Origin of the sequence: Aliikangiella marina (assembly GCF_007004765.1) — a bacterium.
GTDB classification, from domain to species: Bacteria; Pseudomonadota; Gammaproteobacteria; order Enterobacterales; family Kangiellaceae; genus Aliikangiella; species Aliikangiella marina.
Genome location: NZ_VIKR01000007.1, coordinates 250,541 through 263,378, shown reverse-complemented (window position 1 = coordinate 263,378; position 12,838 = coordinate 250,541). Strand labels below are relative to the sequence as shown.

At 40.9% G+C, this 12,838-nt stretch carries 9 protein-coding genes; 5 read left to right on the top strand and 4 right to left on the bottom strand.

Annotated features, from left to right (window positions below):
* Positions 1–13: 13 nt before the first annotated feature.
* The 4 genes from FLL45_RS22405 to FLL45_RS22390 all read right to left on the bottom strand — a co-directional run bounded on the left by FLL45_RS22405 (position 14) and on the right by FLL45_RS22390 (position 5,065).
* Positions 14–700, bottom strand: coding sequence for a DUF1826 domain-containing protein (locus FLL45_RS22405; RefSeq protein ID WP_142944299.1), 687 nt, complete (start codon positions 698–700; stop codon positions 14–16).
* The gene (zigA, locus tag FLL45_RS22400) at positions 697–1,905 is read right to left on the bottom strand and encodes a zinc metallochaperone GTPase ZigA (protein WP_142944298.1); all 1,209 of its coding nucleotides are present in this window, start codon (positions 1,903–1,905) and stop codon (positions 697–699) included. The genes FLL45_RS22405 and zigA overlap by 4 nt, the downstream gene beginning before the upstream one ends.
* Positions 1,906–2,107: 202 nt before the next feature.
* Positions 2,108–2,620: a DUF6702 family protein gene (locus FLL45_RS22395; RefSeq protein ID WP_142944297.1), complete on the bottom strand. Its 513-nt coding sequence runs from the start codon at positions 2,618–2,620 to the stop codon at positions 2,108–2,110.
* A complete protein-coding gene (locus FLL45_RS22390) occupies positions 2,621–5,065 on the bottom strand; it encodes a M1 family metallopeptidase (protein WP_142944296.1) in 2,445 nt (814 codons plus the stop codon).
* Positions 5,066–5,549: 484 nt separating this feature from the next.
* Here FLL45_RS22390 and FLL45_RS22385 point away from each other — a divergent pair, with 484 nt between their 5' ends.
* Genes FLL45_RS22385 through FLL45_RS22365 form a run of 5 tightly spaced genes read left to right on the top strand, consistent with a single transcriptional unit; the run spans position 5,550 to position 12,686 of the window.
* Positions 5,550–6,806 carry an efflux RND transporter periplasmic adaptor subunit gene (locus FLL45_RS22385; RefSeq protein WP_142944295.1) on the top strand — a complete coding sequence of 419 codons (1,257 nt, stop codon included), beginning with the start codon at positions 5,550–5,552 and terminating at the stop codon, positions 6,804–6,806.
* Positions 6,807–6,828: 22 nt separating this feature from the next.
* Positions 6,829–7,548: an ABC transporter ATP-binding protein gene (locus FLL45_RS22380; RefSeq protein ID WP_142944294.1), complete on the top strand. Its 720-nt coding sequence runs from the start codon at positions 6,829–6,831 to the stop codon at positions 7,546–7,548.
* A 9-nt stretch (positions 7,549–7,557) separates the two neighbouring features.
* Positions 7,558–9,954 (top strand): ABC transporter permease, encoded by a 2,397-nt coding sequence (locus FLL45_RS22375; protein WP_142944293.1) that lies wholly within the window; start codon positions 7,558–7,560, stop codon positions 9,952–9,954.
* Positions 9,955–9,968: 14 nt separating this feature from the next.
* A complete protein-coding gene (locus FLL45_RS22370) occupies positions 9,969–11,339 on the top strand; it encodes a sigma-54-dependent transcriptional regulator (RefSeq protein WP_210247267.1) in 1,371 nt (456 codons plus the stop codon).
* A gap of 15 nt (positions 11,340–11,354) precedes the next feature.
* Positions 11,355–12,686, top strand: a complete 1,332-nt coding sequence (locus tag FLL45_RS22365; protein WP_142944291.1) for a sensor histidine kinase — start codon at positions 11,355–11,357, stop codon at positions 12,684–12,686.
* Positions 12,687–12,838 lie beyond the last annotated feature (152 nt).

The window sequence follows — 12,838 nt, the reverse complement described above, 5'->3', positions numbered from 1 at the left end:
ATAAAAACTTTAACTAAACAAAATCCATTGTTAACAACAATCGTTTGTCGCCCTCCGACAAAGTTGGCGATCGATGAATAAGCCCTGCGTTTTCATTACCGGGCCAAAGCTCACCTTTCAATAATGCAACATCACCGCTGGTTAGTTGTTGTATGCGATTAATATTATCAAATAATCCGGACTCATGATCAGCTAACCCACTACTACCATGACCGAGTTTAGCGCGATCAGCAAACTCATTGGCTAACCATTCTGTTGCCTCACCATAATAAGTGCAAATTAATCGAGTTGGTACCCTATCGACATGAAATTTGGGACACATTGCTTTATCTAACACGGTTAATCTCAGACCCACGCGTTTTAGATCAAATAAACAACAATACATATCAACAAGTTCAACGATATCCTTATTTAAATTTTGGTAATCGTTTGTGCCAAGAAATGACCGAATAGCTAACCCCATATTTTGCAGACCAAGTGTCATGGATTTTTGAAATTGGGGTCTATGTTTTAAGAACTCTCCGACTTCTGATTGAGTGTCACTAGAAAGTTCTCTTTGCCAAACAACTAAATTGACCTCGTCTCGATAGATATCGGCAAGGACCTCTATATCTTCGCTTTGTACCGACTGCCGAGTTATAGTTTGCTTGTTAATAATAACAGGTTCATTTTCACTTGAATTAATTGCCTCAGCTATCATTTTGCTTGCTCCCAAAGTGGAAAAGGATCACTTAATGTTTTCCAGTGCGCCTTGCCAAGTAAAACCTCATCTTCTTCAAGCAGACAATAGTCGAGCGCACTACAAATACTTTCTTGCTTTAAATCTTGACCAATAAACACTAGTTCTTGGCGCATATCACCAAAAGGTTCTTCCCAAACATCTTGTATTGATGCGAGGTAGCTTTTGTCTTCTGGCCACTGTTCTTTCGGCACCGCTTTCCAAAACATTCCACCAAAACCATAATGAGCGATTCCACCCGCTTGACTCCACTGGCCAGCAAACTCTGGACGCGATGCTAACCAGAAGAATCCCTTTGATCGGAGTAGCTTGCCGTACTGTTTTAAATTGTGCAGAAATTGGTAAAACTTTTCTGGGTGGAAAGGTCGTCTCGCTACATAGCTAAAACTGCTTATGCCATATTCTTCAGTTTCAGGGATATGCTCTCCACGCATTTCTTTGAGCCAACCAGGCGCTTGTTGCGCGCGTTCAAAATCAAATAGCGCTGTATTAAGAATCGCATCGATCGCTACTTCTCCCTGAGCGATCGGATAAATACGAGCGTGAGTGTTGAGCGTTTTTAAAATCACCGTTAACCGCTCTAGCTCTCTTTTTTCGACTAAGTCGGTTTTACTGATCAACAACACATCTGCAAACTCAACCTGATCAATCAACAAGTCAGCGACACTCCGCTCATCATCATCACCTAAAGATTCGCCAGCTTCTTGTAAAGACAATGCTTGATCATAATCTTTTAAAAAATTAACGCCATCAACCACAGTCACCATTGTGTCGAGTTTAGCGACATCAGATAACGAGATACCATCCTCATCAGAAAAAGTAAAAGTTTCTGCAACCGGCAGTGGTTCTGAGATCCCTGTTGACTCTATAACTAAATAATCAAAAAGCTGGTCTTTTGCGAGTCTCGTAACCTCTTCGAGTAAATCCTCACGTAACGTACAACAGATACAACCATTACTCATTTCTACTAGTTTTTCTTCGCTACGATTAAGAGAAACTTCGTTTTGAATCAACGAGGAATCGATATTTATTTCACTCATGTCATTAACGATCACAGCAACCTTCTTGCCTTGGCGATTGTTCAAAACATGACTCAAAACGGTGGTCTTGCCCGCACCGAGGAATCCCGACAGTACAGTGACTGGTAATCTATTGAAGTTCGTCATTCGCTTTTCTCAACTTTACTCACTATTAATCCAATAAACCTGTTTAATCCCGTCAAGCTAGTTAATCCTGTAAATCTTGCAAATCTTGTAAATCTTGTAAATCTTGTAAATCTTGTAAATCTTGTAAATCTTGTAAATATTTAGATATGATACAACATATCATATAATCATCAAACTATTACCGATTAAGTAATAGTCGATGCTACAAATTGATGGTCTTTTGGGTCTGGTTTGACAATAGCGCTACCGAGCGGGATTTTTCGGTATCTATTCCCTCTACATTGATAATATTTCTTTGCGCTGGCCAAATATCCATCAAGGCATCAAACTTTACTGATACTCGCTGAGGTATTTGGGCGTACTTTACTTCTTGATAAACCCAAAAGAACTTGCCTTTGACTTCCTGTCCCAACAATTCCAGTATCAATGGAGAGTCACTATTAAACTGAAGTGAAAAACGCTTTTGAACATATTGTGCAAAAGCGGATTGAGTTTGACTCTGTTTAATTAAATCGGCTTGTTTTCCGAGGATCTGTTTTATCGCGTGCTCTGCATCATGAATATAGAAGCGGTGCGCTACTTCCACATTACCCGTTCTTTCGTTAAACAAAATGGTTGTGATCGATTCTTTTTGCTGGTGAGCTTGAACTTGCCAAACAGCACCAGCCACAAGAACAATAAGAAAACCTAAAAAATACTTTGATGTGCGAATCATTTACTTCTTTCTTTTTTTCTTTTTAGGTTCTTTAACCTTGGTTTTAATGTCTTGCATAATATCTCTTCGTACTGGCTCTTCACTACGCTTTTGCTTAAAAGCTTCGATTCGAGATGGAATAATCCGCCGGGGATAATAATTATTTTCAATATCAACATCAGCAGTTTCCCATTGAGGATCCAGTGTTAAGGATTTAATTTCTCGATCGGTTACGATCAATTTACTTACACTGTGAGGCGAGCGTCGCCAAGTTTCCGCGGGGAAATGCATCAATTCTTTTTCATCATCAGCATAGGTTACCTCCAACAAAATCGGCATAACCAAACCACCAATGTTACTAAAATCGACAACATAATAATTTTTATCTTCTTTGATCGCCCGCTCGAGTGCTTCTCTTTCTTTCACTTCCAAGTCAGCTAAGAATTGTTGATACTTATTTCGCTCTTTGTTGGTAACTGTAAAACGATCATTCTCATCGTAAAAATCTCTGACATCTTTATTTTTATCAATCCAAAGCTCGCGACCTTCTTTTCTGTTTCTCTCAACAAATAGTGAAGTCGGTTTGTCTGCTTCTTCTTGGCGGAGGCGTTCAAAATCAATATCTGGATTTTTCGTATCTAGTCTGAGTTTATAAACTTTATCAATTGATATATCTACGTGATCGGTTGTATAAAACCAACCATGCCAGAACCAGTCTAAGTCAACACCAGAGGCTTCTTCCATGGTCCTAAAAAAATCTGCTGGCGTCGGTCTTTTAAATTTCCAACGTTGCGAAAACTCTCTTAACGCGAAATCAAACAGTTCCCGTCCAAGTATTACTTCTCGCAATATATTTAGCGCCGCGGCCGGCTTCGTGTAAGCGTTAGGGCCAAGCTTAAGAACACTGTCTGATTGCGTCATTATCGGCACTTGAATATCTGACTTCATATAATCAACAATATCTCTCGGCTCTACTCCCCAAGGGATATCGGGATCCCATTCACGGCCGGCGACACCATCAAGAAAACTATTAATCCCTTCATCAATCCAAGTCCATTGACGTTCATCGGAATTCACCACCATAGGAAAATAGATATGCCCTATTTCGTGGATAACAACCCCGATTAAAAACCGTTTTTCAGCAAGAGTGTAGGTTCGACTACCATCTTCTTGCCAAGTTGTTCTTGGACCATTGAAAGTAATCATTGGGTATTCCATACCGCCGACGGGACCGTTCACACTCTGAGCAACAGGATAAGGATAATCGAAAGCAAAACGACCGTAGACTTCCATCGTATGAATCACCGCTTCAGTGGAGTACTTTTTCCACAGATCTCCCCCTTCTTTTGGGTAGAATGACATCGCCATAACAAAAGGGACTTCATCACCACCTTGTTGATAGCCTTTTGCATCCCACATAAATTTTCTTGACGAGGCCCAAGCAAAATCGCGGACGTTCTCTGCAGCAAACCTCCAAGTTTTCGTCTTATTAGTACCTGCTTTTTCGTTTTCTAACGCTTCCTCCGCAGTGACAACAAATACCGGTCGTTTTGCCGTCTTTGCTTTTTCCAATCGATCTCTTTGTTGTTTGGTCAATACTTCATTGGGATTCTGTAATAGACCTGTCGAAGAGACAATATGATCAGCTGGCACTGTTATATTGACTTCATAATTACCAAACTCCAGCGTGAATTCTCCTCTGCCTAAAAACTCTTTGTTGTGCCAAGCTTCATAGTCGCTGTATGCTTGCAGTCTTGGAAACCACTGCGCTAGTAGGAATATATCGTTACCGCCTTTGCGCGCATCGTCTGGAAAATGTTCGTAGCCCGCTCGCGCAGACACCGCATTTTCTTCGAGAATGTTGTAGGCATACTGCATTTTAAATTGAGTCTTTTCTCCCTGCTTTAAAGGAGCCGGCAAATCAATGCGCATTTGCGTACCGACTACCGTGTAAGGTAATGGCTTGCCGTTTTTATCACTCACTTCTAAAATTTTATAGCCCGGATCATTGTCAGCTAACCACTGTTGCCGTCGCAGCTCTCCCAAACTGATACCCGCCGGTTTGTTATCGGTGACTTTTTTGGTCGAGGGTCCGCGACGACCAAGTCCGCCAAATTCAACTGAGCGCTCAGCCAATGAGTCTGCTTTAAATCGATTTTGGTCTAGTTGTAACCACAAATAGCGTAGGGAGTACGGTGAATTATTATGGTAAGTGACTGATTGCTCAGCTTTTAACGATCGCTTATCTTCATCCAAAGTCACATCAATTTGATAGTCTACTTGTTGCTGGAAATAAGCAACTCCGGGTTCTCCGGCCGCGTTACGGTATCGATTCGGTGTCGGTAGAATTTCATCCAACTGGCGGAACTTATCCACAAAATCGCCTTTGGTTTGCTTTACAGCCGCCCAAGACTGCGGCAATGGCAACATCCCCACGAGAATAATCAAAGTGATTATTTTTTTCATTCTTATCTACCCTTAATAACTGCGCAACCTAAGTGTTATGCCTAGGATTACCGATTTCACCCAAAACGACCAAAATGTTACAACATATCATTTAATAAAAAAACCGATCACCAATTAAACTTTGTTTCAGACTTTTTCCGATCGGAATTAAACCTGAACTGAATTAAATATGATCCGCTTCAAATTTCAGTTTCCCCCTTTCAATCAATTCCAAACCGGTCATCCAACCCACCATTCCGACCCACCATTCAAGCGGATAGTTAGTTGATTAGCCAGACTATGTACTGATTCCGTAAAGGGGTTTTACGAAATCGAACACTATAACACTTTCTTGATTAGCAACAAATTCGTAAATAGGAGAATTTTATTATTAAAAACAGTAACTTAATAATTTTTTTCTTTTTTGGCACAGGATTCGCAACTGTCGTTAACAAATCAACAAAAGGGTCGGGTCTAACTATCATCCGACGACCGGAGGATTAACATGGACATTCCTGTAGTAAAAACTAAAAAACGTATCGTTACACCTTCATTGAAAAAAGGTCTACTAATTGGAGGGCTACTTATTGCGGTACTTTTTTCAACCCGTTTCTTGGATGTTGCTGTACCAACCGTAAACCAAACCGATGTGTGGATTAGCCAAGTTAAACAAGGAGAGTTCGTTCGTGAGGTTCGTGGTGTTGGTGTGTTGGTCCCTTCAGAAATTCGCTGGATTGCCGCTGCGTCTGCCGGACGAGTAGAAAGAATCTTGGTCAAGCCAGGCGCTTATGTCACCAATGATACTGTGATAGCAGAATTATCGAATCCAGAGCTGGTTAGCCAGTTACAACAAGCCATCTGGGAACTCGATGCTGCCGAAGCAAATTTACTCGCCTTGGAAGCGCAATTGCAAGAACAAACACTCGAACAGGAGCTCTATGTTACTCAAGCTAAAATGGCTTTGGAATCTGCAAAACTTAAAGAAAAAGCAGAGCGACCATTAGCGGAAAAAAATATTGTTTCTGCTATCGACTTCGCCAATACACAACTGAGTACACAGCAAAAACAAACAGAGTTGGCCATTAGACTAAAATCTCAAAAACGCCGAGCCGATGTGGTAGAAGCGAAATTGATTGCGGAACGCGCTAATGTGCGTAAATTTAAAAATATGGTTAATCTTTTTCAAACTCAGATCCGCGCACTGACAATTACCGCGGATATTGAAGGGGTACTACAGCAAATTTCAGTTGACGTTGGCCAAAGAATTAATGTCGGCGGAAATATTGCCCGTGTGGCACGTCCGGACTCACTGATGGCAGAGTTACAAATCCAAGAAAATATGGTTCAAGATTTACAACTCGATTTTCCGGTAACAATTGATACAAGAAATGGGTTGGTTGATGGCCTAGTGAAACGCATTGATCCAAGAGTACAAAATGGCAATGTTTTAATTGATGTAGAATTAATTGGTAAATTACCCAAAGGGGCTCGTCCTGATTTAAGTGTAACCGGCACGATTATTGTCGAAAATATTCCAAACACTTTATACATTGATCGACCTGCCGGAACTGCAGCGTTGAGTGAAACACGACTATTTACTTTAAGCGCTAATCAAGACTTTGCAGAACTACGCAAAATTCAACTAGGAAAAGCCTCTGTTTCTTCTATTCAAGTAATTGCAGGTTTACAAGATGGCGACGCAGTGATCGTCTCTGATATGTCAGAATTTGATCAGCATAGTTCAATCAAAATAACACAATAGTTTTAGAATTCAGGAGAACCTCATGACAACTTCACATCCGATTATCTCTTTACAAAATGTCGGCAAAATTTTTCGCACTGATGAAATTGAAACTCATGCACTATCTGAAATCCAATTTGATATTAAAGAAGGCGAGTTTATTTCAATAGCGGGACCTTCGGGGTGCGGAAAATCTACGTTACTTTCTATTCTAGGGTTACTTGACGTGCCTACTGTTGGTAGTTATCGAATTAACGGAGAATCAACAGAAGACTTAGATCTCGATCAACGAGCGTTGTTGCGCTGTAAGTCAATCGGCTTTGTGTTTCAAGCTTTTAATCTGATAGGCGACCTTAGTGTTTTTGAAAACGTCGAGCTACCCCTAACTTATCGCAACGACCTCAGTCGAGAAGCGCGTAAACGTAAAGTCGAAACCGCGCTTGAAAAAGTCGGTATGGCGCATCGGCAAAGACACTTTCGTGGTCAATTATCAGGTGGCCAACAACAACGTGTTGCCGTTGCACGGGCTCTCGTCTGTGAACCCACATTATTGCTGGCTGATGAGCCTACCGGAAATTTGGATTCAAAAAATGGTGAAGCTGTTATTCAATTGTTGAACGAGTTAAATGAGCAAGGAACAACGATTTGTATGGTCACCCATGATACGCGATATGCGGATCTCGCTGATCGCGTCATTCAGCTGTTCGACGGCAAAATGGTCGATGAACAAATTCCTATGCACCCAATGGCGGCAAATCAATAGGAGATTATTATGGAACGTTTATTTGAAGACATTCGTTTTGGATTTCGGAGCTTAAGAGCCAATCCAACATTCTCATTTATCGCGATATTGACCCTAGCGATGGGGATCGGAGTGACAACAGCTATGTTTACTTTGGTCAATAGCGTGTTGTTAAAACCGCTGCCATTTGTCGATGCCCATGAGTTAGTTTATGTGACTTTAGAGAACAAAAAAACCGGTGAACTAAGCGGAAGAACAGATATCAGTTTTGTTGAAAGAATTGAAAAGCTTGATAGTCCATTGCAAGAACTTGCTTATTACGCCTACAACCAAGTAACTCTTGGCAAAGGTGATATACAAACACCTTATACGGTATTGATCACCAGTCAAAACTTTCTGTCTATGCATGGCGTTAAACCAATAATCGGACGCTGGTACGAAGCAAAAGATTTAAATACTCAATCCGTCGTAATCAGCTATAACATGTGGCAAAAGGAGTTCGCTGGCGACCCAAATATTTTGTCACGCGTGATCAAGTTGGATAACAGAGACTATAACGTTTTAGGTGTGATGCCACTAAATTATTCTTCGACTGGATTTACCTCTATTGAAGTTTGGAAGCCAATAAATAAACTTGATCGCCCTGTACAAATCGTCGGTCGTCTTAAAACAGGCCTGAGCACCGAACAAGCCAAACAACAATCAATGGCTATTGAACGAATCGTAGATGAGATATTGGGTGAGAAAGACAGTGTATGGGAAATCAAATATACAACGGTTCTCGAGAGTATCGTAGGAAATTCAAAGCAATCTTTGTACTTATTACTGGCAGCGGTTTTAGCAGTATTTTTAATAGCGGTATTAAATGTCGCTAACCTGACCTTCGCACAATACACCAATAGAGTCCAAGAGTTTGCTGTACGTGTTTCGGTAGGCGCTTCCCGAGGTCGTCTTTTACGTCAGTTAATTACTGAGAGTGCATTATTTTGTCTCATTGGCGGATTAGCCGGACTTTTATTGGCCGCATGGTCGTTAGAGTGGATTCGAGAATTAATGGGATCTCGTTTACCAAGACTGCATGAAATTAGCTTAGACCAAACCGCGGTTCTTGCTGCTTTAGCACTAATCAGTATTTCAGCCTTAACAACTGCTTTAATTCCGGCTTATTCATTGGTTAACCCTAACAAGTTAACGGATGCCATTAAGCAAGCGGGCCAGAAAATGACGGGGGATAAAAATAGTCAGAAGGTGCGTCGTTTTATGGTATCGAGTGAAGTTGGCATCGCTGTTGTTTTATTGGTCTGTGCCGGTTTGTTAATTCGCAGCTATATCAATCTGGCCGATCAAGATACAGGTTTTAACACACAAAATATTGTCACTGGACATGTATGGTTACCTGATAACTTTAAACCTCAACCCAATCGTCATAGCTATTGGTTAGATCTAGTTGAAACCATTAAAAATCAACCAGAAGTGATCGCCGTGGCAGCAAGCTCTACAATGCCGATGGGTATGACAGGTATCGATTACCCAGTAAATTACTCCTATCAAGGCGCCCCAGTTGTTCCTCGAGGTGAAGAGCCAACTGCATCAGTTCGCTCGATAACAGCCGACTATTTTTCACTTTTGGAAGTACCTATTTTGGCGGGTCGCGAGTTTGATTACCGAGATACTGCAAACGGCCCTAAAGTTGTCGTCATTAACGACTATTTAGCTAAAACGATTTGGCCAAATGAAGTCGCAATCGGCAAAACGTTAACTTTACCAAAATGGATGGGCGGTGATCATCGAATCGTGGGGGTTGTCGGTAATGTTAAACATAGAGGACTACGGGCCGTCCCATTACCAGAATTCTTTTTACCCGTTACACAACATAATTACCCGGGAATGTCCCTATTGGTCAAGACTAATAGCAATGCGAATGTCGCTACAATAAAAAGTATGATGCTTAAAACATCTATCGAAAAACAAGCAACAGCACCGATGATATTGCTTGAAACCATGCAAGACTTAACTGAAGGCTCAATCGTTGGGGAAAGATTAATATTAATCGTGTTAAGCGTTTTTGCAGGCGTGGCATTACTACTCGCCAGTATTGGTGTTTATGGCATTAGTGATAATATGGTTAGTCAAAGAACCAGCGAGATAGGGATTAGAATGGCTATTGGCGCCCGCCCTGCGCTAATCCGACGTTGGATAGTTTGGAATGCGTCAAAGCCTGTTATTATCGGCGCGGTCGTCGGCGTTTTAATGGCATTTATTTTCGGTCAGTTTCTTGCTAGTGTGTTGTATGGCGTGAAGATTTTTGATCCGATAACATTTGCTGCGGTACCTTTAGTTTTAGTATTCGTCGGTATTATTGCGACCTGGCTTCCAGCGCGTCGTGCAACAAGAATACACCCACAGCAAGCGCTGCATTACGAATAATGAAGGATAAAGATATGCCCGCAAGCCGGATTTTGATTGCAGATGATCAAGCACATATTCGCGACTCACTCAGTTTGCTCCTTGAACCAGAGGGCTATCAAATAACTGAAGCTGAGTCACCGAATACGGTTATCTCGTTAATCGAAAATGAAAGTTTTGATGCCTTCATTATGGATATGAATTATGCCAAAGACACCACGTCGGGTGACGAAGGCATAGAACTTATCCAGCAAATTCGAAAGCGTGACACGGATGTTCCTATTATCGTCATGACCGCTTGGGCAAATATTGAATTAAGTGTCAAAGCGATGAAGTTAGGCGCGAATGATTTTATTGAAAAGCCATGGAACAATAGCAGGTTACTTTCATTACTCGACAATCAGATTTCACTGGCGCACGAAAAACTCACTAATCAGCGATTATCTGAATTAAACAAACAAGATAATAGCTCGACCAGCGTAATAGCCAATGCCCCCAGTATGCGACCAGTTATGCAGATCATCGAGCGTACTGCAGCGAGTGACGCGAACATATTGTTAACTGGCGAGAGTGGTGTTGGTAAAAGTTTGTTCGCGAGTCTCATCCATAACTTGAGTTTACGAAAAGAGGCACCATTGGTCAGTGTTAATATGGGAGCATTGTCTGACTCCTTGTTTGAGAGCGAATTATTTGGACATCAAAAAGGCGCATTTACCGATGCCAAGGCCAACAGAATGGGCCGCTTTGAAATGGCTGACAAGGGTACATTGTTTCTTGATGAAATCGCTAATATCCCAAAAGCGCTTCAGGCCAAATTACTCCGAGTTCTCGAATCGGGTGAATTTGAACAACTAGGCTCTTCAAAAACCAAACGAGCCGATGTTCGGGTGATATCAGCCAGTAACGTTGATTTTGATAGTGAAATTGAAGCAGGTCGATTTAGGCAAGATCTACTCTATCGACTCAATACTATTTCGATTGAAATCCCCGCCTTGAGAAATAGAGCCGAAGACATTATTCCAATATCAGAACTTTTTTTACAACAGCTTAAAGCAAAGTACCGACGATCTGAGCTGTCTTTATCTGAACCCGCCAAAAGAGCATTAGAAAAATATCATTGGCCAGGTAACGTACGCGAATTGTCCCATTCAATTGAACGCGCCGTTTTAATGGCAAACGATACCAAAATAGCTGTCTCGGATCTTGGTTTAGACTCGACATTACCAAAAGTCGAGCTAACCGATATGACCCTTGAACAAGCCGAGCATTTATTAATTTCTACAGCATTAGAAAAAAATAACGGCAATATTCAACTAGCTGCAGATCAACTAGGTATATCTCGAGCTGCTTTATATCGACGTTTAGAAAAGTATGGTGACTCGATCCAATATGATGTAAAGGGATAACCGACAATTAGTCCATTGAATAAAACTAAAACATCAACCAGTTTGGAAGCAAAAGTCTTTCGTTGGGTATTTGTATCCGGACTTATCTTTGTTGCGATTATTATCTTTCTATTATGGAAGCTTGAAGTAAGTCGTCTCGCATTTTTGACCGCTATCCCTTTTCTGATAACGATTTGGTTATATGTTGCTTTTCATGTAAAAAACGAACTAGTTCGACATTTTTTCAGCCTGGCGAATGTAATCGAAAGTTTGAGACTCGGCGATTATAGTCTACGTATCGCTTCTAAAGATGAAAATAGCGCATGGAGCGAAGTTTATCGAGAGGTTAATTTATTCGCTGAACAACACCAACAAAAACGCTTACTCGATGTAGAGGCCAATATTTTACTCGATAAGTTACTCGCTGAGTTTGATGTTCCCGTTTTCATATTCGATCGAAACAATATTCTAAAAAACTGTAATGAAAAAGGTTGTCAGTTATTCATCAAACCAAAAACTGATTTAATTGGCTTAAACACCACCCAACTTCACCTTGAAAAACTCCTACAAAATCAGTCAGGCACGGTGGTTCAGCATTGGTTTCCGAGTCAAGTGGGTCGTTGGGAGTTGCGCAAGAATTTCTTTATTCAAAATGGAAAACGTTTCTCACTGGTATTGATTAATGATTTATCTCGTACTTTAAGGGAAGAAGAAAGAAATGCTTGGAATCGTTTAATTAGAGTTTTGGGGCACGAGCTCAATAACTCATTAGCCTCATTAATCTCAGTCAGCCAAACCTTACTTACTCGACTAGATGATGAAAAAGACGACCAGTGGCATAACAGGTTTGAAAAAGCCTTAAACTTAATCCACGAGCGAAGCGATAGTTTACTGCGGTTTACCGACTCTTATACCCGCCTAGCTAAACTCCCCCCCCCAAATAAAAGTTCAATAGAACTTTCCTCGATGATAAAAAAACTCACCGAATTAGTCGACGGTCAATTTGAGCTCAATAACTCACACCCCATACAAATTAATGCTGACCCTGACCAGCTTGAGCAAATGCTAATAAACCTGATGAAAAATGCCTTTGAGGCTAGCGCGATAGATAACCCCATCAAAATTGAGTGGCAAAAATTTCAACAAGGTATTCGAATTCAAATTATCGATTCGGGAATCGGTTTACCAAGTTCTGATAATTTGTTCGTGCCTTTCTATACAACCAAAGAACACGGTAGTGGCATAGGCTTGTTTCTATGCCGGCAAATTGTCGAAGCTCATGATGGCACACTACAATTAGTTAATAGAAAAGACGAGCAAGGTTGTATCGCTGAATGTTGGTTGCCATTTGACACAAAAAATAACTAAAACCAAATAACGCAAATTTTTGACCTTTGAAGCTACCAATCGTTAAGAATTCTAAAATTATCTAGAAGCAGAAAGAGTAGTTTTTTATAAGTTAGTACTCACTACCATAAAATACATTAATTTCAAACTTATATAAAAAAGGGCTCGTAAAA

Bases quoted from the DNA above. Each gene is read 5' to 3' on its own strand.
- FLL45_RS22380 (WP_142944294.1), top strand. From the start codon at position 6,829: ATGACAACTTCACATCCGATTATCTCTTTACAAAATGTCGGCAAAATT.
- FLL45_RS22385 (WP_142944295.1), top strand. From the start codon at position 5,550: ATGGACATTCCTGTAGTAAAAACTAAAAAACGTATCGTTACACCTTCA.
- FLL45_RS22395 (WP_142944297.1), bottom strand. From the start codon at position 2,620: ATGATTCGCACATCAAAGTATTTTTTAGGTTTTCTTATTGTTCTTGTG.
- FLL45_RS22375 (WP_142944293.1), top strand. From the start codon at position 7,558: ATGGAACGTTTATTTGAAGACATTCGTTTTGGATTTCGGAGCTTAAGA.
- FLL45_RS22390 (WP_142944296.1), bottom strand. From the start codon at position 5,065: ATGAAAAAAATAATCACTTTGATTATTCTCGTGGGGATGTTGCCATTG.
- FLL45_RS22370 (WP_210247267.1), top strand. From the start codon at position 9,969: ATGCCCGCAAGCCGGATTTTGATTGCAGATGATCAAGCACATATTCGC.
- FLL45_RS22405 (WP_142944299.1), bottom strand. From the start codon at position 700: ATGATAGCTGAGGCAATTAATTCAAGTGAAAATGAACCTGTTATTATT.
- zigA (WP_142944298.1), bottom strand. From the start codon at position 1,905: ATGACGAACTTCAATAGATTACCAGTCACTGTACTGTCGGGATTCCTC.